Source organism: Bacillus cereus group sp. RP37 (genome assembly GCF_040459695.1).
In the GTDB taxonomy this organism is placed as follows: Bacteria; Bacillota; Bacilli; order Bacillales; family Bacillaceae_G; genus Bacillus_A.
This window is the reverse complement of record NZ_JARVHP010000001.1, coordinates 1,000,027-1,021,244: the sequence shown is the minus strand read 5'-3', so window position 1 is coordinate 1,021,244 and position 21,218 is coordinate 1,000,027. Positions and strand designations below refer to the sequence as shown.

The window sequence follows — 21,218 nt, the reverse complement described above, 5'->3', positions numbered from 1 at the left end:
AATACCTACACTTTCAGTATTTATTTTCTCTCTTCACTACCTCCTTTATATATGATCTTAGACATAATTATTTCCTCATTATCAATACCTATCATTATACTGCAAAAGGAAGAACAAACCAATTGCAGTCGGTTATTTATTTTCATATTCATCAAATGACCAAAGTGGCGCTTGATATGCTTCAACAGTTAAATAAGTCATATATTCATTAGCACTTACTCTTAATACGTCATTAACTAATTCATATAATCTAACATCGCTGTCTATCTTCTTCCACTTTTTCACTTTAAGAAACTTCCAAATATCATCATCTGTTACTCGGTCATAACCGAACATGTGGAACTCTTCTACTTTACTTTCTAAAACGACTTGTAACTGTCCGCGGTACGATTCTACCAAAGCCTCTTTTTCTAACATACATAACATCTCCTTCTTATTTCAGCACGAAAAGTCGCTTTTAATCCCGCTCTAATGGACAGCAATAACTACTTTCAAGAGCACTCTCATACTTCACTCTCTTAAATGCTTGTCATTCTTGTCTCATACGTGCATATAAATTATTGTAAATCATTCCACTGATTTTGAGAAGGTAGGAGAAGACCATGACGAGACAAAGCTTTTTAAAAGGCGCATTTATTTTAATGATAGCCGGCTTTATTACCAAAATCCTTGGATTTATTAACCGGATTGTAATGGCACGTATTTTAGGGGAAGAAGGCGTTGGCCTTTATATGATGGCCGTTCCTACATTCATTCTAGCAATTACATTAACACAAATCGGCCTTCCTGTCGCAATTGCAAAATTTGTAGCAGAAGCAGAAGCTGTGAACGATAAACAAAGAGTAAAAAAAATATTAACAGTATCATTAGCTGTTACATCCGTTATTAGTATCATTTTAACAATTGGAATTATGCTCCTCACACCTATTTTAGCAAAAACATTATTAACTGATGAACGAACGTACTATCCATTAATGGCCATTTTACCTGTCGTTCCTGTTATTGCTGTTTCTTCCGTTTTACGCGGGTATTTCCAAGGGAAACAAAATATGAAACCTAGCGCTTACGCCCAAGTTATAGAACAAGTTGTCCGCATTACAATTATCGCTATATGCATTCAGTTATTTTTACCTTACGGTGTAGAATATGCTGCAGCTGGCGCTATGTTATCAGCCGTTCTCGGTGAAGTTGCATCGTTATTATTTTTACTCACTTTATTTCAGCGCGAAAAACATTTATCTATACGCTCTGGATTTTTCACTACTGTAAAGGAAAGCAAAGGGACATTTTATTCTCTTATGGATATTGCCCTTCCAACTACAGGAAGTCGTTTAATCGGTTCCGTTTCATATTTTTTCGAACCTATCGTCGTTATGCAAAGCTTAGCCATTGCCGGAGTTGCTGCCTCCGTCGCAACCCAGCAATACGGTATATTAAATGGTTATGCATTCCCACTTCTATCACTGCCAGCCTTTATTACATACGCCCTTTCTACAGCACTCGTTCCATCCATTAGCGAGGCAATGGCAAAAAGACAACATAAATTAGTAGAACACCGCTTACAACAAGCTCTTCGTATTTCATTAATTACTGGTGGCTGGTCAGTCGTTATATTATATGTATTTGCTTCTCCTGTCTTAACTCTTATGTACGGATCGGATAGTGCAACAGCATTCATCCAGCTTCTTGCACCTTGCTTTTTATTTCATTACTTTCAAAGTCCACTTACCTCTGTTTTACAAGCTTTAAACTTAGCACGTGCTGCCATGATGAATACATTTGTTGGCGCCATCGTGAAATTAATCGTTATTTTTGTACTAGCTTCAAGGCCAGATTTTCAAATGATGGGGGTTGCACTCGCTATCGCTGCAAATATAGTAACAGTAACATTCCTTCATTACGCTACTGTTTTAAAGAAAATTACATTTACCATTTACGCAAAAGACTATATTTTCGGTGGACTTGCTATCGGTATTGCAGGCGCTTTCGGTTTTTATCTTCATAAGTATATTATTTTCTCTCATTCACTCGGTATACAAACATTATGGGAAATCACTTTAACAACAATCGTTTATATTATCCTCCTCTTCACTTTCAAACTCATTCGAAAAGAAGAATTAAGCAGGCTCCCAATCATTCGAAAACTTTCATTTTTGAAGTAAACGGGCTTACTATTTCCTATAGTAAGCCTCTAGTTTTCTTTCAAATCAACAAAAAATTGTCCATTTTGAAAGCTACAGTATAAAATTTGTGTTATATCGTTATAACCTAAGTTTTTTAATTTCTCAATAAGCCATTCATCTGTATGTTCAATCATTTGTAAATGATTAGATTGAATTTCCCCATCAATAATAAGAGGAAGAGTAAACTGCAATGCATCCTGTTTACCTTTTTGTTTTTGAAAGACAGATAACTTCCCAGATGGTTCTAAAATAGCATATTCCACATCTCGGATATCTCCGACTCCCTGCTCCCTTAATTGCATCATTAAATCATCTATATTATAACGCTGCTTTCTCATCTTCTTTTCATCAATCTTTCCCGCATTTACAAGAATAGCGGGCTCACCTTCTATTAAATGCCGAAAGCGTTGATACTTTAACGAAATAACTGACAAAATGATCTGTATACACATAAGAAACGTCATCGGAACTAATTGGTGCCAAAGTGATTTATCGGTGTTTTCAATTGCCACTACAGCCATTTCGCCCAGCATAATGAATACGACTAAATCTAATACACTCAGCTCTCCAATTTCACGTTTACCCATAAAACGAAAAATAATTAGTATGATGATATACAAAAGCATCGTCCGGCCAATGATTGATACCCATTCCATTTCTACATCTCCTTTTTTACCTATAGATTCCCCTATAAAAAATAAACTAGTCTAACTTGGGCAAAAGGAAAATATGCTTGTATTAAAAAGGGGGAATGTATAAATGGATGGAACAAAAAAATTATCAACTGCAATTGGCTTCGGCATCGTTACCCTATTAATTCTTGCATCAATTATTAGCATGGTTATGGCTCTTTTATTAAAGTTTACAGATATGAATGAAGGGACATTAGCTGTTACTATTTTTATACTAGCTCTTTTATCTATGCTTATATCTGGATTTACCGCCGGCAAAAAAGCACAAGGGAAAGGTTGGCTAGTAGGCTTCACAACAGGACTTACATTCACCATACTTGTTTTTCTAGTTAACTATTTGGGCTTCTCTCAAACTTTATCGAACTCACAGTTACTTTATCAATTAGCATTGATGGGTGCCAGTACACTCGGTGGTATTTTCGGTGTAAATATGTCAAAACAAAATAACTAAAAAAGGCCCTGCACATTTCATGCAGGGCCTTCCTCATTAGTTTTTCACAACTTCACGAATCGCATTACGATCGAAAGTTAAGTGTGAACCACCAGACTTAATAACGATTTTCGTCTCATCTACTGATTCGATTGTACCGTGTAAACCACCGATTGTTACGATAGCATCACCTTTTGCCAATTCATTTTGCATTTGAGCAACTGCTTTTTGACGCTTTTGTTGCGGGCGAATTAATAAGAAATAGAAAATCGCAAACATCGCAACGATCATAACGATATTCATCATACCTGGATTCATCTTTTGTTCCTCCTTTTAAATTATGTATTAGAAGTTTTTAGCATTCGGTTTATTAAAGCCATACTGTTCAAAGAACTCTTCGCGGAAATCGCCAAGACGGTCTTCACGAATAGCTTGTCTCACCTGCTCCATTAAGTTTAACAGAAAATGAAGGTTGTGATAAGACGTTAAACGAATTCCAAACGTTTCATCACATTTCATTAAGTGACGAATGTATGCACGAGAGTAATTTTTACATGTATAGCAATCACAATTTGGATCAAGCGGACCGAAGTCTCTTGCAAATTTCGCATTTTTTACAACTAGACGGCCTTCACTTGTCATACATGTACCATTTCGAGCGATACGAGTTGGAAGTACGCAGTCAAACATATCAATACCACGAATTGCACCATCGATTAAAGAGTCAGGAGAACCTACTCCCATTAAGTAACGTGGCTTATTATCTGGAAGAAGTGGTGTTGTAAACTCAAGTACACGGTTCATAATATCTTTCGGCTCACCTACAGATAAACCACCTACAGCGTAACCAGGGAAGTCCATTGAAACAAGGTCTTTTGCACTTTGACGACGAAGCTCTTCGAACTCTCCGCCTTGTACAATACCGAATAAACCTTGATCTTGTGGACGTTCATGCGCTTTTAAACAACGTTCTGCCCAGCGGCTTGTACGTTCTACAGATTTCTTCATATATTCAAAAGTAGCCGGGAAAGGTGGACACTCATCAAATGCCATCATAATATCTGAACCTAATGCATTTTGAATTTCCATCGCTTTTTCTGGTGATAAGAATAATTTATCTCCATTTAAGTGGTTACGGAAGTGAACGCCTTCCTCTTCAATACGACGGAAGTCACTTAAACTGAATACTTGGAAACCACCAGAATCCGTTAAGATTGCACGATCCCAGTTCATAAATTTATGCAAACCGCCTGCTTCACGAATAATTTCGTGACCTGGACGTAGCCATAAATGATACGTATTACTTAAAATAATGCCAGAATCCATTGCTTTTAATTCTTCTGGTGACATTGTCTTAACTGTTGCAAGTGTACCAACTGGCATAAATGTTGGTGTATCAAATGAACCGTGCGGCGTATGTACACGTCCTAAACGCGCACCTGTTTGTTTACAAGTTTTAATAAATTCATAACGAATTGCTGTCATAATTTACTCCTTTTATTTGTTTCCCATTTTAGCGTGAGATGCAACGAACATCGCATCACCGAAGCTAAAGAAACGATATTTTTCTTTTACTGCTTCATTATAAGCATGAAGTACATTATCTCTGTTTGCAAATGCACTTACAAGCATAATTAATGTTGATTTCGGTAAATGGAAATTTGTAATTAAACCATCAATTGCTTTAAATTCGTAACCTGGATACATAAAAATGTCTGTCCAGCCAGAAGCAGCACAAAGCTTGCCATCATGATCTGTCGCAATTGTTTCTAACGTACGAGTTGAAGTCGTACCTACCGTAATAATACGTCCACCACTCTCTTTCACACGATTTAATAATGCCGCTGTCTCTTCAGACATATGGTAATATTCTGCGTGCATATGGTGTTCTTCAATCGTATCCGCAGAAACTGGTCTAAATGTTCCAAGCCCTACGTGAAGTGTAATGAAAGCTAACTCGACGCCTTTTTGTTTTAACTTCTCCAGTAACTCTTCTGTAAAGTGAAGTCCTGCAGTCGGCGCTGCTGCTGAACCAATTTCTTTCGCATATACTGTTTGATAGCGATCGCGATCTTCTAACGTCTCTTTAATATATGGAGGAAGTGGCATTTCCCCAAGTTCATCTAAAATTTCATAGAAGATGCCGTCATATGAAAATTCAAGCTGACGTCCACCTTGATCTGCAGTTCCTGTACACGTTGCTTTTAATTTCCCTTCGCCAAAAGAGATAACAGTTCCTTCTTTTACACGTTTCGCTGGCTTCACAAGCGTTTCCCACTTATCGCCTTCTTCTTGTTTTAAAAGAAGTACTTCAATGTGCGCGCCTGTATCTTCTTTCACACCGTGCAAACGAGCAGGCATAACTTTCGTTTCATTTAAAACTAAGCAATCCCCCTCATGTAAGTAAGAAAGAATGTCTGTAAAATGTTTATGCTCAATATCTCCTGTTTCACGATCTAACACCATTAATCTTGATGTTTCACGATCTTCTAATGGGACTTGTGCAATAAGTTCTTCTGGTAAATGAAAATCAAACAGATTTATATCCATAACTATATCCACCTATTTCTTATTTAAATCGATTTATTATATACATAATAAAAGATAATACAATACTTAACACAATACATGTAATGATAGGAAAATAAAAGGTAACGTTTCCTTTTTTCACAAAAATATCGCCTGGAAGTCTTCCAATGAACTTCCAAGCTAATCCAACAACGATAAGTAAGACACCTGCTGTAATAAGCAATTTTGGCATCTCCGTCATACTTTTGGCATCTCCATTCCGAAATGCTCATATGCAAGCGGCGTTACAATTCGGCCTCTTGGCGTTCGTTGTAAAAAGCCAATTTGTAATAAATATGGCTCATATACATCTTCAATCGTATGAGATTCTTCTCCAATCGTTGCCGAAACCGTTTCTAACCCGACTGGGCCACCACGGAATTTCTCAATAATGCCAAGCAATAACTTATGATCGATATGATCTAGACCTAATTTATCTACTTGTAGTAGTTCTAACGCCATTTGTGTAATTTCCATCGTAACCGTTCCGTTACCACGAACTTGTGCGAAATCTCGTACACGTCGTAATAAACGATTCGCAATACGAGGTGTACCACGAGCACGTCTTGCAATTTCTAGTGCGGCTAACGAATCAATTTCAACTTCGAATACTTCTGCTGTACGTTCAACAATCGCAGAAAGCTGATCTACTGTGTAATACTCTAATCTTGAAAGTACACCAAAACGGTCACGAAGCGGCGCTGATAATGCTCCTGCACGTGTCGTTGCTCCAACTAGCGTAAACGGAGGCAAATCTAGACGTACCGACCGTGCTGACGGTCCTTTTCCAATTACGATATCAAGACAAAAGTCTTCCATCGCAGGATATAGTACTTCTTCAATTGATCTATGCAAACGATGAATTTCATCAATAAATAATACATCCCCTGGCTGAAGCGCTGTTAATACAGCTGCTAAATCTCCTGGCCTTTCAATTGCTGGACCTGAAGTTGTTCTAACATTAACTCCCATTTCATTGGCAATAATATTTGCAAGCGTCGTTTTACCAAGACCTGGTGGTCCATATAAAAGCACGTGATCTAACGTTTCTTCACGCATTTTCGCCGCTTCAATAAACACCTCTAAATTATGTTTCGCTTTATCTTGGCCAATATACTGACGGAGCGTCTGTGGCCGTAATGAATATTCTAAATCCGCATCTTCATATGCAGATTCCCCTGAAAGGAGACGTTCGTCCATTATACTCACCTCTTACCATTTAGTAAAAGACTAAGTGCCTTTTTAATATACTGATCCGTCGTTAATGATTCTTTTAATAACTCTGGTACAACGCGAGAAACTTCTCGTTCTGCGTATCCAAGTGCGCGCAGAGCTTCCAACGCCTCATCAAGCTCAACTGATGAACCTTTCTTCTCATCAAAACGTTCTGTGTCTGAGAATAAATCAACAAATGCATCTGGTACGACGTCAGCTAATTTTCCTTTTAAATCTAAAATCATTTGGCGCGCTGTTTTCTTTCCTACGCCCGGGAATTTCACTAAAAACTTCTCGTCTTCATGTTCAATCGCTTGAACGACCTGTCCTGTCTGACCAGAAGCTAAAATTGCAAGAGCTCCTTTTGGTCCAATGCCAGACACGCCTAATAGCTTTGTAAATAATAAACGCTCTTCACGTGTTTTAAACCCGTAAAGTGCCATAATATCTTCTCTCACATAATGATATGTATAGACACGGATTTCTTGCTTACTTCTTTGAAATACATACGGATTCGGTGTGAAAATTTGATAACCAATTCCATTATGGTCAATTACGACATATTCCGGTCCTACATACTCCACGTAACCTGTAACATATTCAAACAAAATACGATCTCTCCCTCTTAAATCATGTATTCCATTTTAACATATTTAATGATAGAAAAGCGAGACTGCCCCAACAAATGTTCTCCATTTGAAACTTCTGTTATTTTCCATTGACAGAAAGGTTAAAGCACCTTAATATACAGAAGTCGATAATGATTATCAATACTAATTAAAGGGGTTACATCAGGATGAAACGTAAACTATTTATTTTATTTACTATTATGCTAGTTGTTCTTTCTATCGTTGGCTGTTCTTCTCAAAAAGAAGAATCAAAAGCGAAAGAACAACCGAAAACAAAAGTTGTAAAACATGCTAAAGGGGAAGCTACAATTCCAGTAAATCCAAAGAGAATTGTTGACTTGTCTGGATCAACAGAAGAATTATTACTTCTTGGACACAAACCTGTTGGTACAGCAAATACATATAAAGATAAAATCCAAAATCATTTAACAGAAAAGCTAGATGGCGTAAAAGCAGTAGGATGGTACTGGGCACCTAAAGTTGATTTAGAAGCTGTTACTGCTTTAAAACCAGACTTAATTATTTTAAATAATCGTCAATTAAAAATTTATGATCAGTTAGAAAAGGTTGCACCGACAGTTGTTTTAGAAACAAACTTAGAAGACTGGCGTGGTAAGTTTAAAGAAGTAGGTAAACTATTTGACGAAGAGAAGAAAGCTGACAAATGGATTGCAGACTACGATAAAAAAGCAGACTCTTTATCTAAAAAAATTAAAGAGAAAACAAAAGATGAAAACTTTATGTTCGTCGCAGTTACACCACAAAATTTCCGTGTATACGGTAGCTTCGGATACGGTGACATCATCTTTAATGACTTAAAACTTCCAGCAACAAAAGGTACAGATTTAAAACAAACGATGGCACAAGTATCGCTAGAAGGTCTTGTTGCATTCCAACCTGATCAAATGTTCGTTGTAAACTTCGGCGGCGAAGCTGATAAAGTTTACGAAGACTACAAAAATAGTGCCGTTTGGAAAGACAATAAAGCAGTAAAAAACAATCACGTATATGAAGTATCAAATGAAATCTTCAATACGAAAGCTTTCAATCCAATCGGAAAAGATATGCTAATTGATGAAATCGCGAAACAAATTTTAGATAAAAACAAGTAAGAAAAAGCAGCTCACCATGAGCTGCTTTTTTTCTTATTTTGCACTGCGTATTGCTTCATTTTTTCAATCGTCTTCACAAAGCCTTCTTTTGATTTAATACGAATACCACGCTTCAATTTCGCACGCTCATAACTCTCAAGCTTTTTCATATCAATTTGAAAGAAGGAATGAATCGCATTATCACTTTTCGGTACACCTTTGAAAATTTGTAATATCCCTTCCTCTGAAACACCAAAATAACCGCTCGTTTTCAATAAAGGAGAAATATCATCCACTTTCTTTTGTAATACAATTTGCACATCATCACGATCAACGAGTTGCCATTCTTTATATTGCTGTAAAAACTTTTCTAAATCCGCTACTTTCTCTGTCAGTATTTCCTCGCTTACTTCTCCATCAACATACATACGCTCTAATAAAATTGTAACTGCAGGTTCCTTTTCTGTTATTTCTGCCCTCACATCGGATCCATAAGCTAAGCAAAACATCATAACGAGAGCTTGCACTGCAATTAGTATCCATTTCATTTCCGTTCACCTCTTCTAGGCAAAATCATACTTTCATTTGTAGCTTTTCCGGAAATGGGGGTTTTATCCCTAATTCATAGATTGTTCCCATTAAGACTTATAGAGTCCAATTATTTCTACCTATTTCGAAACGTATTGATTATGTGAAAGCTTTTTTATATCTTTATTTGATTGTACCGTTGCTATATAAACCTCAATTCGTACAATTATCATTCCGACTATTTGTTGCCATGTAACAACTGCTCCATATACTATAACTGCAATGCCAGTAGCTACAATGGGGGGTAAATTTAAATACATACTCGCTTTACTTGCACCTAACTCTTCTACTCCTTTATTAAACACGATATACCCAATTAACGTCCCGCATATGACCATATACAACATTTCCCCACCCATCTTCATATAGAGAAAGTCCTGCTAAAAAAGCGGTTCCTAGTACCGTCATACTCATTGTAGTTAACAAAGGTGATACACCACGCATAACTTTTTCCCAGTTAAGCTATATAACACCCCACAGATTAAAGCAGCTATAAATAAAAGATCTCCCTTATTAAATGACAAAGACATAAGTATATTCATTGAACCACTCGTAATAACAGCTATTACACCGATAAGGGACAACATTAAACTTATTCCCATTTTTATACTCCAAGACTCTTTAAAAAAACATGCAATATATTACCATTAAATGGTATTTTTTTCATATACACTTGTAAATAACTTTATTTTCCAACTTTCATTTCAATAAAAAAGGGAAGATTGGATTTCTCCATTCTCCCCATTACATTCATATAAAATGAAAGACGCCTGCAAAGCAGGCGTCTTGATGCGTTTACGGCGAGAGACCAGGCGACCACATTCGCGTGTTTAGCACTTAAGCATATCTCTCGTCTTACGTAAATTAGCTCATCGCTTTGCTAATATAACATTAATAAAGTATAAGTGCAACATGTTTATAAAAATATTTTATTTCCTCTTCTAGCTAAACAAAATTATGTAAATTATAAATTGATAAATGTAATATATATGTTACAATTAATATAACAGCGAAATCATAATAAACAGGAGATGGATATTGTGAAAAAAATAAAGGATGAACGTCTCATTCTGAAAACATTAAAAAACATACGCATTGCCTTTCTTTTTCAATCACTTGGTATAATTGGCATTTTAGGCTATATCGGATTCACTGAAGGAATGGATCAAATTACGAAATCTCCATTATGGTTATTATTTATGCTTACGAGTATTTTAATTGCTTATTTACAGTTAAGCGTTTCAATCGATGTAGAAGAGAGCGAAAAAGATATAAAGTTAACTCCTTATTACAAAATTATTTTACGTTCTTTTATTGTTGGAATTATTATAGCTATTATTTATATCATTTTCAGTCCAGAAAGACCTCTCTTTGAAGCAGTTTTAACAGGTAGTATTTTCTTCATATGCTTTTTAGCGTCTTATTCAATTAGTTATTTTATTAAAAAACGTCGTATATAAGACAATGATGAATAAAGAGGAAGGGCTCCCCCTTCCTCTTTTATTTTGCTATCGCATAGTACCAGTAGTACCAGTTAAACCGTAACGAATGTCTCGGAACATATTCACTATGTCACGATTAAAATCGTTTGTAACTGTACCGTTACGTAAGCGTGTACTCATTGCATCAACACGAGTAAACATGTCATTCCTTACAGAGACGTACACATTTCTGTTTCCAACTTCATTTACAACAGCTTGACGAACTTCGTTTGCAAGTGCCGTTTCATTCGATACTGGATTACGCGGTTTTACCGCAATCGCCACATCGTTTCCATATACAACTGTAGACACGCGGTCTACGTTATTCATACGTTTTACACGATTTGTTATTCTTTCTGCTGTTTTCCCATCATTGTTAATGTATGAATTGTTCATTGTAATATTACGTGTTGGATGCGGATTAGCAATTTGACCGTTGTAATTTACATCACGGTAATAATTGTTATATCCTGTATCGTTACGACCATTTCTATATGTTACATAATCTGTATAACGATCATTACGCGTTACATTATCACGATACTGGTGTGTATCATTATAAGATGTGCGCTCATAATTGTAGTTACGTCCATCCATTGCATTATTATCTTTTGGTGTACCACATGCAGCTAATGCACTAGTAACTAACAAAGAAGCAGCAATCACTTTTACTTTCGTATTCAATACAAAAACCCCCTCTGTTAGAATGAACTTCTCTTTTGAAAAGCTCCCTCTTATGATGAGTAACAGAGAAGGTTTTTACACTGTTAATATTTCACTGGGGATTTTCTAACATTTGATGTAAATCTTCCGTTTTCAGAACGACTCTACATACAAAAAAGGCGGGAATAATCCCGCCTTTTTTAAACTTCCTCTTCATCCTCTTCTTCTGAAACGGGCTCTCCAAATACATTTGGTGGATCTGGTTGGTAATACATCGTCCCTGGTTGTGGTGCATATGCTGATTGAGTTGGTTGATAATATAAAGGATTCGCGTATTGTGGTCCCCCAGGTTGTGGACTATATAACCTGCTCTCTCCTCCGCATCCACAATCTTCCTCTCCTTGCACGAGCGGCGGCATATTATTATCCATCGGCATCATATTTGGATTTGGCATAGACGTATATTGCGGTCCAAACGGTGCTCCTTGCTGATATGGCATTTGATATGGATTTTGTTGTTGATAATACGGATTCGGCGGCATCATAGGCTGTTGGTATGGAATTTGATATGGCATCATATTCGGCGGTTGATTGTTATCCATGATCGGCATCATATTTGGCATTTGATTGTTATCCATGATTGGCATCATATTTGGCATTTGATTGTTATCCATGATTGGCATCATATTCGGCGGTTGATTGTTATCCATGATCGGCATCATATTTGGCATTTGATTGTTATCCATGATTGGCATCATATTTGGCATTTGATTGTTATCCATGATCGGCATCATATTTGGCATTTGATTGTTATCCATGATTGGCATTATATTTGGTGGTTGATTGTTATCCATGATTGGCATCATATTTGGCATTTGATTGTTATCCATGATTGGCATCATATTTGGCATTTGATTGTTATCCATGATTGGCATCATATTTGGCATTTGATTGTTATCCATGATTGGCATCATATTTGGCATTTGATTGTTATCCATGATTGGCATCATATTTGGCATTTGATTGTTATCCATGATTGGCATCATATTTGGCATTTGATTGTTATCCATGATTGGCATTATATTTGGTGGTTGATTGTTATCCATGATTGGCATTATATTTGGTGGTTGATTGTTATCCAACATTGGCATGATGTTTGGGACTTGAATATTTGGCGGTATTACTTGTGGAATAACTACATTTTCTTTCGATACATTTGGTGACACTATATTTCCTATATTTTCTTTCTTCACTTGCGGTGATACTATGTTTCCTATATTTTCTTTCTTTACTTGCGGTGATACTATGTTTCCTATATTTTCTTTCTTTACTTGCGGTGATACTATGTTTCCTATATTTTCTTTCTTTACTTGCGGTAATACTATGTTTCCTATATTTTCTTTCTTTACTTGCGGTGATACTATGTTTCCTATATTTTCTTTCTTTACTTGCGGTGATATTATATTTCCTATATTCTCTTTCTTCACTTGCGGTGATACTATATTTCCTATATTCTCTTTCTTCACTTGCGGTGATACTATATTTCCTACGTTCTCTTTCTTCACTTGTGGTGACACTATGTTATCTTTTTTCGTTTGCGGAGAAATGACGTTATTAGGTTTCATTTTAGTAATTTGAGGAGCAATTAACTCGCTTCCTTTTTTAATTACATCTGAAATTTTATATTCTTTCTTCGCTTTTATTGGTGGTTGCGGCGGCTGTGGTAATACATTTACCGAAAACTTCGTGTTTTCTTTTTCTGCTGGTTTTTGTTTTTCTATAACAGGTGGTTTTTGAATAACAGACGGTTTTTCAACTGGCTTTTCTTTTTGCACTTCTTTTTGTGGCTTTACCTGTACTTCTTTTTGCGGTTTCACTTGCATTTCCTTCTGCGGCTTTACCTGTACTTCTTTTTGTGGTTTTACTTGCACTTCTTTTTGTGTTTGTTGCATAGCAGGTTGCTGTGTAATGGGTGCTGATTGATACGTAACTTCTTCTTCATCTTCTATTCCAAGTGGCGTTGGTGTTGCTGCAAATTCTTTTTGCTGTACTTCTTTTACATATTGTTTTGGAGGTGCTGAACCTGCCCCAGCCTGTTGTTTTACGTGGACGCTGTTTGATGGTACTTTAATTTTCATACCTGGCATGATTAAATCCGGATTACTAAGTTGTGTATTTGTTTGTTTCAGCGTGTCAAAATCCACTCCGTACTTTTTCGCAATTTTCCAAAGGGTATCCCCTTTTTGCACGATATGAATTTTCAAATTTTCCCCCTCCTGTATAACTTATCTATAAGTAACAAATCTCATGAAGTAACCCTTTCTAAATAACGTTAACTTCTTTTCACTTGTATCACTTCTTCGATTTTCAATATCATTAGAAGTGGAATAAGCATAAAGTGAAACTTTAATCAGTGCGCACCAATCGGGCTGCCCATTAATGTGGGATAAAAAAATCGCAATGATTTCTTCAAAACAATGTATGCCCATTTCGTTCTCGTTATGATTATATGCATGAAAAAAAGCAACAGAAATACCGTTGCTTCACACACGCTCTAACATGCGATTTAATGCAAGAATTGCTTCTTCCGTTACTTGTGTATCAACGCTAATAACGTTAATTTCTTCTCCTCTTTCTACCGTTTCAAGCACCCATAATAAGTACGGCAGATCAATTCGGTTCATCGTTAAACATGGACACATAAATGGATTAAGTGAAACAATTTCTTTATCTGGATGTTGCTGAATAATTCGGTTCACTAAATTCATCTCTGTACCAATTGCCCATTTACTACCAGATGGTGCTGATTCAATCATATCAATAATATATTTCGTTGACCCTGCATAATCCGAAGCAGCTACAACTTCATAACAACATTCCGGATGTACAATAATATTCATATTCGGATGATTTTTTCGTACATTCTCAATATTTTTCACTGTAAAGTTTTGATGTACCGAACAATGACCTTTCCATAAAATCACTTGAATTTCTTCTATATCTCCATCATACTCTAATGAATCTGTATGCGGGTCCCATACTGCCATTTTATCTAACGGGATACCTAAATCGTACGCTGTATTTCTTCCTAAATGTTGGTCTGGTAAAAAGACGAGACGCTCTTTTTGTGTAAACGCCCAAGATACCATTTGTTTTGCATTTGAAGAAGTTACTGTTGCTCCTCGGTTACGACCACAAAATGCTTTAATGGCAGCTGTAGAGTTTACATACGTTAACGGAATCATCGTATCTCCAAATAATTTCGTGAGCTCTTTCCACGCTCTTTCTGTTTGTTCAATATCTGCCATATCTGCCATCGAACAACCTGCGCGCATATCTGGTAAGATGACAACTTGTTCATCCGTCGTTAACATATCTGCTGTTTCTGCCATAAAATGAACGCCACAAAATACAATATATTTCGCCTCTTTATTACTTGCTGCAACTTGTGCAAGCTGCAGCGAATCTCCTGCTGCATCTGAAAATTGTACCACTTCATCTTTTTGGTAATGGTGCCCTGGAATAAATAACGTTTCCCCCATTTTTTCTTTAATTTCACGAACACGCTTTTCCATATCTTCTGTTGACATCGTGTGATAACGCTCCGGTAACATCGTTTCAATCGGTTGCACTTTTTCTAAAATACTCATATTTCTTTCTCCCCCTCTAAGCCACTTTCCTTACGCCTCAATATTGAAACTAATATCAAGTGCTTTCACTGAATGTGTTAACGCTCCAAGTGAAATATAATCTACCCCTGTTTTTCCGTATTTCGATAAATCTTCAATCGTAATGCCTCCTGAAGCTTCTGTAACGATGGCACTTGGCACAATCTTTGAAAACTCTCGAATCTCATCTGGCGTACGGTTATCAAACATAATAATATCTGCACCAGCAGCTACAGCCTCTCTCACTTGCTCCTCTGTTTCTGTCTCCACTTCCACTTTCACCATATGCCCTACTTTTTCTTTCACCGATGTAACAGCTTTCGTAATAGAACCTGCAAAAGCAATATGATTGTCTTTAATCATGACACCATCATATAAACCGAAACGGTGGTTAAATCCGCCTCCGCACAAGACTGCATACTTATCAAACATACGGATTCCCGGCATCGTTTTTCTCGTATCACAAATGCGTGTATGGCTGCTATCTAAAGCAAGAACAGCTTCATGTGTCATTGTAGCTATCCCGCTCATACGCTGGATAACGTTTAATATAACGCGCTCTGCCGTTAATAACGAAGCAATTGGCCCTTGCACAGTTGCGATTATTTCGCCCTTTTCTACAAGATCTCCATCTTTTTTATGAAGCTCCACTTCAATTCTCTCATCAATTAATTTAAATCCTTCTTCAATGACTAAACGCCCCGCAAAGACCCCTGTATCCTTCGCAAGAAACGTTCCTTTTGAAAGTAAATTGTCTGGAAAAATAAGCTGAGATGTTACATCTCTTTCTCCTATATCTTCTAGAAAAAATCGATTTAATGCTTCTTTCACTTTTATCGTATTCATAAAGCCCCTCTTCCCCTCATCACACAAGTTGTAGTTTTCTTTTCACTCGAACGATCTCTTTTTTTACGCTATTTCTATCTGGATAATCACTTCGATAATGACCACCAATGCTTTCTTCTCTTTGCAAAGCTGATACAACTATAAGCTCACAGGCCGTTAACATATTAATAATCGTTATCTCTTCATTCGTAAGAGCATCATGTTGTAGTATCATATTTCGAACACCATACTTACTAAGCCATCTCTTTGCATAAGATAAACTTTGCTCTGTTCGTACAATCCCAACATATTTCATCATGCATTCTTGTATTTCTTCTTTCGCCGGCAAATGCTTGAGAACGATAAACTTCTTTTCCTTCTCAGCCAAGTTGTTCAATCTTTCTTTTGTCGCTTTCGTTAAAATATGTTGTCCTATTCTTTTTCCAAACACAAGACCTTCTAATAATGAATTACTTGCTAATCTATTTGCTCCATGAACACCATTACAAGCTACTTCTCCGATCGCATATAAATTTGGAATGGACGTCTCTCCATCACAGTTCGTTTTCACGCCGCCCATATGAAAATGAGCACCAGGTACGACTGGAATGCATTTGTCATTTATATCGACACCATTCTTTTTACACAATGATGATACAGTCGGAAAACGTTCTTCGAAATTTTGGATAGACTCGATATTCAAATACACTTTCTCACCTGCCAAAAGCTGTTCATGGATCGCTCTTGCCACTACATCACGCGGTGCGAGATCGTGATCAGGATGTATATCCATCATAAAACGCTGCCCTTTTCCATTTATAAGGACAGCTCCTTCTCCGCGAACTGCTTCAGAGACGAGGCCGCAGCATCGCTCGATCGCGTATAACATTGTCGGATGAAATTGTACAAACTCTAAATCTACGAGCTCCCCGCCTGCGCGGTACACCATCGCAAGTCCATCACCCGTAATTGTCTTGTCGTTAGAAGTAAAGGCGTATAAACCACCAATCCCTCCTGTTGCTAACACCGTATAATCTGCAACGTAACGCTTCAATTCTCCTTTACTATTACGAGTTAAAGCCCCGATACATTTATCATTTTCTATAATAAAATCGAGCACCATTTCCTGTTCCACTACCGTAACGTGCGGGGCTACTTCTTGAATGAAATGCTCTAATAAATTCTTTCCTGTCGCATCGCCACCTGCATGTAAAATACGACGCTTGCGATGTGCACCTTCTTTTCCAAGATGAGGACCCGTTTCATCTCCATCAAATTTCATTCCATTTTCAATGAGATTATTCATTTCTTTCGGTCCTTCCTCGACTAAATAACGGACCACTTCTTCCTTGTTATAATGACATCCTGCTACTAACGTATCTTCAAAATGATCATTTGGATTGTCATATGTAGCAACCGCTGCGGCAATTCCACCTTGCGCTAAATATGTATTATTATTACGATTTGTTTCCTTTGTGATAATAATCACATTCTTTTCGTGACAAATCTCTTTCGCAACACGAAGTGCCGCAACGCCACTTCCAATAATTAAGACATCTGCACTTGGCATAATTGTTGCCTCCTACTTTACACTTTTCAACTGTCTTGACACCTATATTTACATAGTTTTAAAATAATGACAAGAGTTTTTTTATAATTCTTATTTTCACTACCATTTAAAAAACAAAAGAAATGTAACTCTTACTAGAGAGAGGACTTTACATGATGATATATCTTGACTATGCAGCTACTACACCTATGAGCGTGGAAGCATTACAAACATATATGAAAGCAGCAACGCAATACTTCGGAAATGAACAAAGTTTACACGACATTGGAGGAACAGCCTCTTCTTTATTACACGTTTGCAGAAAAACATTTGCTGACATGATTGGTGGAAAAGAGCAGGGGGTATTCTTCACGAGCGGCGGGTCAGAATCGAACTACCTTGCGATTCAATCCCTTCTCAACGCCCAAAATAAGAAGCATATTATTACGACACCTATGGAACATGCATCCATTCGAAGTTATTTTCAATCCTTACAATCAAAAGGGTATACGATTACTGAAATTCCTGTTGATAAAAATGGACTCATTCGTTTAGTAGATTTAGAAGCAGCTATTACAGAAGATACTGTTCTAGCGAGTATACAGCACGGAAACTCTGAAATCGGAACCGTTCAAAATATCGCAGAGATCGGGGCACTTTTAAAAAAATATAACGTTTTATTTCATTCAGATTGTGTGCAAACATTTGGTAAACTTCCTATCCATGTTTTTGAGATGGGGATTGATAGTCTTTCTGTTTCAGCACATAAAATATACGGACCAAAGGGTGTTGGCGCTTGCTATATCAATCCGCAAGTTCGCTGGACACAAATATTCCCGGGAACTTCTCACGAAAAAGGATTTCGTCCAGGTACGGTAAACGTTCCTGGCATCGCATCTTTTTTAACAGCTGCTGAGAATATATTAAAAAATCAACAGGAAGAAAGTTTACGTTTTAAAGAGTTACGATCCTACTTTTTAGAGCAATTACAAACACTTCCGCTAGAAATTGAAGTAGAAGGTCATTCTACTTCTTGTTTACCACATATTATTGGGGTTACAATAAAAGGAATAGAAGGTCAGTATACAATGCTAGAATGTAATCGTCGCGGTATTGCCATTTCCACGGGAAGTGCTTGCCAAGTCGGTAAACAAGAACCTTCGAAAACAATGCTTGCAATTGGAAAAACGTATGAAGAGGCAAAACAATATGTCCGCTTCTCTTTCGGACAACAAACAACGAAAGATCAAATTGATACTACTATTCATGCACTACACACAATTGGAAATCAATTTTATAGAGGTGTTAAATCATAATGAAACAAAATGAACAAAAAAAGATTTTAGGTGAAGAAAGACGACAGCTTATCCTTAAGTGGCTTCTTGCTGCAAATGAACCGTTATCCGGGAATGAGCTATCGAAAAAGACAAACGTAAGTAGACAAGTTATCGTGCAAGATATTTCCTTGCTTAAAGCACGAAACGAACCGATTATTGCAACTGCTCAAGGTTATTTATATTTAAAACCGCAAGAGAAACAACAAGCTTTCGAACGCGTAATCGTATGCCAACATAAACCAGCAGAAGTACGTCAAGAACTTACAATGCTTGTTGATCACGGCGTTACGATTAAAGATGTAAAAGTTGAGCATCCTGTATACGGTGACTTAACAGCATCTATTATGGTAAGTAATCGCTTTGATGTAGAACAGTATCTACAAAAAATCGAAAACACAAATGCTTCCTATCTTTCACAACTAACAGATGGTATTCACTTACATACAATTGAAGCGGATTCTAAAGAAAAGTTAGATGCTGCTTGCGAGGCTTTAGATAAAGCAGGATTTCTCGTTTATTAATTAATGCAAAGCACAGAGTTTTTATAATTCTCTGTGCTTTTATTTTGTAAATGATATAATATTGTAATCAATTATAAAGGAGATCAAATATGGGAATTGAACTCGTTCACTTTAGCATTGGCAAACCGAAACAAATGAAATATGGCGAAGATAAAGAAATGATATCAGGTATATGTAAAGATTCTACGGAAGAAGCTTTCCTCTCAAAAGATGGCTTCCTTGGCGATGATGTAGCGGATTTAAAACACCACGGGGGACCTGATCGTGCTGTTTGTGTATACCCATATGAACATTACGCACTATGGGAAAAGGAATTCCAAACAACACTTCCAGCTTCCACATTTGGCGAAAACATTACCGTAACAAATATGTTAGAGCGTGATGTTTGCATCGGAGATACTTATCAACTAGGTGAAGCAATCATTCAAGTGACACAAGCTCGCGTACCTTGTAGCACTATTTCAAAACGCCTCGGTATTCCTGGCATACTGCCGCGCATTGTAGCAACTGGATTTACTGGCTACCTATGCCGCGTTCTTCAGGAAGGTACTGTACGTAAAGATTCAAAAATTACATTACTAGAACGTCAACCGAGCAATGTTTCTGTTTTGTTCTCTAACGAAATCTATTTTCATAATAGAAAAGATAAAGACGGTATTGAAAAAGTTCTTTCTGTTCCAGAACTAGCTGATATTTGGCGTGGTCAGTTAGAAGATCGTCTTGCGAAGTTAAAATAAAGAATCCCACCATTTATAGGTGGGATTTTATTTATCTATCAGACGGTATACTAGCGACTGAACTTATATCGAATTAACTACAAATACTCCCCTTTACAACCAATAAGAAGAATAACTCCCCAGCACCGTAACAGAAAAACCAAGTGCTTCAAGTTCCATCGTTACGCCTGGCAATAATACGTCATCGTATGCTTTATCGACATCGATTAAGAAAAAGTAATTTCCAAGTCCTGTTTTCATCGGGCGAGATTCGATTTTGGATAAGTTTAATTTTCTCCATGCGAAAGCTGATAACACTTGATATAGCGCTCCTGCATAATCCGCAGGTAACGTTATCATAAGCGTCGTTTTCTCCCCGCGATTTTCTCCGTTATTTGGGAGTACCGCTTTCTTTTTCTTATGCAAAACAAGGAAACGTGTATGATTGTTTTTATGCGTATGAATACCACTTCTTACAATTGCTAATCCGTATTTTTCTGCTGCTGCTTCGTTTGCAATAGCAGCGATTTTTTCTTCAGGATGTTCTTTTACATATTGTGCAGCAGCACTTGTTGATGTCATATCTCGAACGGTTACCCCTTTTAGTTCTTCATTTAAAAACTTATGACATTGTGCAATAGCATGTGGATGAGAATGCACTGCATATACTTCTTCCCACACTTCTGCATATTGCGGATGTACAAGTAAATGCTGCTGAATCGGTACTGTAATTTCTCCTACAATGGAAAGCGGTTGTTCATGTACGAGATAATCGACTGTTATGTTTACTGAACCTTCAATCGCATTTTCTAGCGGTACAACTGCGAAATCTACATTTTCATTTGCGGCTGCATCTATACAATCTGGAATCGTTCGATACGGTACATGCTCTGCTTCCGGAAAAAAACGACTCACCGCCATATTTGTAAATGTTGCTTCTGGTCCTAAATATCCTACTCGAATCATCGTCTTTTCCCCTCTTTTTCGTTTTCTTACTGTTATACCATACTTTTTTATATTCTTCTATGTAAATTTCGAATATTTAAAAAAGACTAGCATGTG

Annotated in this window: 21 protein-coding genes and 2 pseudogenes; 7 read left to right on the top strand and 16 right to left on the bottom strand. The window is 37.0% G+C overall.

Annotation, left to right across the window (positions count from 1 at the left end; translation table 11 throughout):
- Positions 1-132: 132 nt before the first annotated feature.
- Positions 133-417: a post-transcriptional regulator gene (locus tag QCI44_RS05420; protein WP_000890213.1), complete on the bottom strand. Its 285-nt coding sequence runs from the start codon at positions 415-417 to the stop codon at positions 133-135.
- A gap of 185 nt (positions 418-602) precedes the next feature.
- Here QCI44_RS05420 and spoVB point away from each other — a divergent pair, with 185 nt between their 5' ends.
- Positions 603-2,162, top strand: a complete 1,560-nt coding sequence (gene spoVB, locus QCI44_RS05415; RefSeq protein ID WP_098985798.1) for a stage V sporulation protein B — start codon at positions 603-605, stop codon at positions 2,160-2,162.
- Positions 2,163-2,191: 29 nt separating this feature from the next.
- Here spoVB and QCI44_RS05410 read toward each other — a convergent pair whose 3' ends face one another.
- A complete protein-coding gene (locus QCI44_RS05410) occupies positions 2,192-2,839 on the bottom strand; it encodes a DUF421 domain-containing protein (protein WP_016086167.1) in 648 nt (215 codons plus the stop codon).
- A gap of 103 nt (positions 2,840-2,942) precedes the next feature.
- On the opposite strand from QCI44_RS05410, the gene QCI44_RS05405 reads away from it, so the two are divergent.
- Complete coding sequence (locus tag QCI44_RS05405) at positions 2,943-3,326, top strand: TIGR04086 family membrane protein (RefSeq protein WP_016086166.1); 384 nt, start codon at positions 2,943-2,945, stop codon at positions 3,324-3,326.
- Positions 3,327-3,362: 36 nt separating this feature from the next.
- Here QCI44_RS05405 and yajC read toward each other — a convergent pair whose 3' ends face one another.
- Genes yajC through ruvA form a run of 6 tightly spaced genes read right to left on the bottom strand, consistent with a single transcriptional unit; the run spans position 3,363 to position 7,696 of the window.
- On the bottom strand, positions 3,363-3,623 hold the full coding sequence (gene yajC / locus QCI44_RS05400) for a preprotein translocase subunit YajC (protein WP_001068064.1): 261 nt from the start codon (positions 3,621-3,623) through the stop codon (positions 3,363-3,365).
- Positions 3,624-3,650: 27 nt separating this feature from the next.
- A complete protein-coding gene (gene tgt / locus QCI44_RS05395) occupies positions 3,651-4,790 on the bottom strand; it encodes a tRNA guanosine(34) transglycosylase Tgt (RefSeq protein ID WP_000125362.1) in 1,140 nt (379 codons plus the stop codon).
- 12 nt (positions 4,791-4,802) lie between these two features.
- Entirely contained in the window at positions 4,803-5,855 is a 1,053-nt protein-coding gene (gene queA / locus QCI44_RS05390; protein ID WP_016086165.1) for a tRNA preQ1(34) S-adenosylmethionine ribosyltransferase-isomerase QueA, read from the bottom strand.
- Positions 5,856-5,874: 19 nt separating this feature from the next.
- Complete coding sequence (locus QCI44_RS05385; RefSeq protein WP_016086164.1) at positions 5,875-6,075, bottom strand: DUF2905 domain-containing protein; 201 nt, start codon at positions 6,073-6,075, stop codon at positions 5,875-5,877.
- The gene (gene ruvB, locus QCI44_RS05380) at positions 6,072-7,073 is read right to left on the bottom strand and encodes a Holliday junction branch migration DNA helicase RuvB (protein ID WP_000344450.1); all 1,002 of its coding nucleotides are present in this window, start codon (positions 7,071-7,073) and stop codon (positions 6,072-6,074) included. The genes QCI44_RS05385 and ruvB overlap by 4 nt, the downstream gene beginning before the upstream one ends.
- Positions 7,074-7,078: 5 nt before the next feature.
- Entirely contained in the window at positions 7,079-7,696 is a 618-nt protein-coding gene (gene ruvA, locus QCI44_RS05375; RefSeq protein WP_016086163.1) for a Holliday junction DNA helicase RuvA, read from the bottom strand.
- A gap of 188 nt (positions 7,697-7,884) precedes the next feature.
- Here ruvA and QCI44_RS05370 point away from each other — a divergent pair, with 188 nt between their 5' ends.
- Positions 7,885-8,829, top strand: coding sequence for an iron-hydroxamate ABC transporter substrate-binding protein (locus QCI44_RS05370; protein WP_016086162.1), 945 nt, complete (start codon positions 7,885-7,887; stop codon positions 8,827-8,829).
- Between the two features lie 11 nt (positions 8,830-8,840).
- Here the strand turns inward: QCI44_RS05370 and QCI44_RS05365 are convergent, their stop codons facing one another.
- Both QCI44_RS05365 and QCI44_RS05360 read right to left on the bottom strand, forming a co-directional pair.
- Entirely contained in the window at positions 8,841-9,356 is a 516-nt protein-coding gene (locus QCI44_RS05365; RefSeq protein ID WP_088084369.1) for a BofC C-terminal domain-containing protein, read from the bottom strand.
- 120 nt (positions 9,357-9,476) lie between these two features.
- Positions 9,477-10,025, bottom strand: a pseudogene (locus QCI44_RS05360) (DMT family transporter); the annotation flags it as partial.
- 402 nt (positions 10,026-10,427) lie between these two features.
- On the opposite strand from QCI44_RS05360, the gene QCI44_RS05355 reads away from it, so the two are divergent.
- Positions 10,428-10,856, top strand: a complete 429-nt coding sequence (locus tag QCI44_RS05355) for a branched-chain amino acid ABC transporter substrate-binding protein (RefSeq protein ID WP_098985799.1) — start codon at positions 10,428-10,430, stop codon at positions 10,854-10,856.
- A 48-nt stretch (positions 10,857-10,904) separates the two neighbouring features.
- On the opposite strand, the gene QCI44_RS05350 is transcribed toward QCI44_RS05355, so the two are convergent.
- The 5 genes and pseudogenes from QCI44_RS05350 to nadB form a co-directional block, all read right to left on the bottom strand.
- Positions 10,905-11,561 (bottom strand): YhcN/YlaJ family sporulation lipoprotein, encoded by a 657-nt coding sequence (locus QCI44_RS05350; RefSeq protein WP_016086157.1) that lies wholly within the window; start codon positions 11,559-11,561, stop codon positions 10,905-10,907.
- Positions 11,562-13,647: 2,086 nt separating this feature from the next.
- Positions 13,648-13,804, bottom strand: a pseudogene (safA, locus tag QCI44_RS30615) (SafA/ExsA family spore coat assembly protein); the annotation flags it as partial.
- A gap of 279 nt (positions 13,805-14,083) precedes the next feature.
- Positions 14,084-15,190, bottom strand: coding sequence for a quinolinate synthase NadA (nadA, locus tag QCI44_RS05340; RefSeq protein WP_098985945.1), 1,107 nt, complete (start codon positions 15,188-15,190; stop codon positions 14,084-14,086).
- 30 nt (positions 15,191-15,220) lie between these two features.
- The gene (nadC, locus tag QCI44_RS05335; RefSeq protein WP_098560915.1) at positions 15,221-16,054 is read right to left on the bottom strand and encodes a carboxylating nicotinate-nucleotide diphosphorylase; all 834 of its coding nucleotides are present in this window, start codon (positions 16,052-16,054) and stop codon (positions 15,221-15,223) included.
- Positions 16,055-16,073: 19 nt separating this feature from the next.
- Positions 16,074-17,603: an L-aspartate oxidase gene (nadB, locus tag QCI44_RS05330; RefSeq protein ID WP_016086151.1), complete on the bottom strand. Its 1,530-nt coding sequence runs from the start codon at positions 17,601-17,603 to the stop codon at positions 16,074-16,076.
- Between the two features lie 152 nt (positions 17,604-17,755).
- On the opposite strand from nadB, the gene QCI44_RS05325 reads away from it, so the two are divergent.
- The 3 genes from QCI44_RS05325 (at position 17,756) to QCI44_RS05315 (ending at position 20,177) form a co-directional block, all read left to right on the top strand.
- The gene (locus QCI44_RS05325) at positions 17,756-18,898 is read left to right on the top strand and encodes an IscS subfamily cysteine desulfurase (RefSeq protein WP_016135378.1); all 1,143 of its coding nucleotides are present in this window, start codon (positions 17,756-17,758) and stop codon (positions 18,896-18,898) included.
- Positions 18,898-19,440 (top strand): transcription repressor NadR, encoded by a 543-nt coding sequence (locus QCI44_RS05320; RefSeq protein ID WP_016086149.1) that lies wholly within the window; start codon positions 18,898-18,900, stop codon positions 19,438-19,440. The genes QCI44_RS05325 and QCI44_RS05320 overlap by 1 nt, the downstream gene beginning before the upstream one ends.
- 89 nt (positions 19,441-19,529) lie before the next feature.
- Entirely contained in the window at positions 19,530-20,177 is a 648-nt protein-coding gene (locus tag QCI44_RS05315) for an MOSC domain-containing protein (RefSeq protein ID WP_016135379.1), read from the top strand.
- 93 nt (positions 20,178-20,270) lie between these two features.
- Here the strand turns inward: QCI44_RS05315 and pheA are convergent, their stop codons facing one another.
- On the bottom strand, positions 20,271-21,122 hold the full coding sequence (pheA, locus tag QCI44_RS05310) for a prephenate dehydratase (RefSeq protein WP_016086147.1): 852 nt from the start codon (positions 21,120-21,122) through the stop codon (positions 20,271-20,273).
- Between the last annotated feature and the right edge of the window lie 96 nt (positions 21,123-21,218).

What these genes read in the sequence shown, in the direction of transcription:
- QCI44_RS05420 (WP_000890213.1), bottom strand. Translation starts at nt 417, where the DNA reads ATGTTAGAAAAAGAGGCTTTGGTAGAATCGTACCGCGGACAGTTACAA.
- spoVB (WP_098985798.1), top strand. Translation starts at nt 603, where the DNA reads ATGACGAGACAAAGCTTTTTAAAAGGCGCATTTATTTTAATGATAGCC.
- QCI44_RS05410 (WP_016086167.1), bottom strand. Translation starts at nt 2,839, where the DNA reads ATGGAATGGGTATCAATCATTGGCCGGACGATGCTTTTGTATATCATC.
- QCI44_RS05405 (WP_016086166.1), top strand. Translation starts at nt 2,943, where the DNA reads ATGGATGGAACAAAAAAATTATCAACTGCAATTGGCTTCGGCATCGTT.
- yajC (WP_001068064.1), bottom strand. Translation starts at nt 3,623, where the DNA reads ATGAATCCAGGTATGATGAATATCGTTATGATCGTTGCGATGTTTGCG.
- tgt (WP_000125362.1), bottom strand. Translation starts at nt 4,790, where the DNA reads ATGACAGCAATTCGTTATGAATTTATTAAAACTTGTAAACAAACAGGT.
- queA (WP_016086165.1), bottom strand. Translation starts at nt 5,855, where the DNA reads ATGGATATAAATCTGTTTGATTTTCATTTACCAGAAGAACTTATTGCA.
- QCI44_RS05385 (WP_016086164.1), bottom strand. Translation starts at nt 6,075, where the DNA reads ATGACGGAGATGCCAAAATTGCTTATTACAGCAGGTGTCTTACTTATC.
- ruvB (WP_000344450.1), bottom strand. Translation starts at nt 7,073, where the DNA reads ATGGACGAACGTCTCCTTTCAGGGGAATCTGCATATGAAGATGCGGAT.
- QCI44_RS05370 (WP_016086162.1), top strand. Translation starts at nt 7,885, where the DNA reads ATGAAACGTAAACTATTTATTTTATTTACTATTATGCTAGTTGTTCTT.
- QCI44_RS05365 (WP_088084369.1), bottom strand. Translation starts at nt 9,356, where the DNA reads ATGAAATGGATACTAATTGCAGTGCAAGCTCTCGTTATGATGTTTTGC.
- QCI44_RS05355 (WP_098985799.1), top strand. Translation starts at nt 10,428, where the DNA reads ATGGATATTGTGAAAAAAATAAAGGATGAACGTCTCATTCTGAAAACA.
- nadA (WP_098985945.1), bottom strand. Translation starts at nt 15,190, where the DNA reads ATGAGTATTTTAGAAAAAGTGCAACCGATTGAAACGATGTTACCGGAG.
- nadC (WP_098560915.1), bottom strand. Translation starts at nt 16,054, where the DNA reads ATGAATACGATAAAAGTGAAAGAAGCATTAAATCGATTTTTTCTAGAA.
- nadB (WP_016086151.1), bottom strand. Translation starts at nt 17,603, where the DNA reads ATGCCAAGTGCAGATGTCTTAATTATTGGAAGTGGCGTTGCGGCACTT.
- QCI44_RS05325 (WP_016135378.1), top strand. Translation starts at nt 17,756, where the DNA reads ATGATGATATATCTTGACTATGCAGCTACTACACCTATGAGCGTGGAA.
- QCI44_RS05320 (WP_016086149.1), top strand. Translation starts at nt 18,898, where the DNA reads ATGAAACAAAATGAACAAAAAAAGATTTTAGGTGAAGAAAGACGACAG.
- QCI44_RS05315 (WP_016135379.1), top strand. Translation starts at nt 19,530, where the DNA reads ATGGGAATTGAACTCGTTCACTTTAGCATTGGCAAACCGAAACAAATG.
- pheA (WP_016086147.1), bottom strand. Translation starts at nt 21,122, where the DNA reads ATGATTCGAGTAGGATATTTAGGACCAGAAGCAACATTTACAAATATG.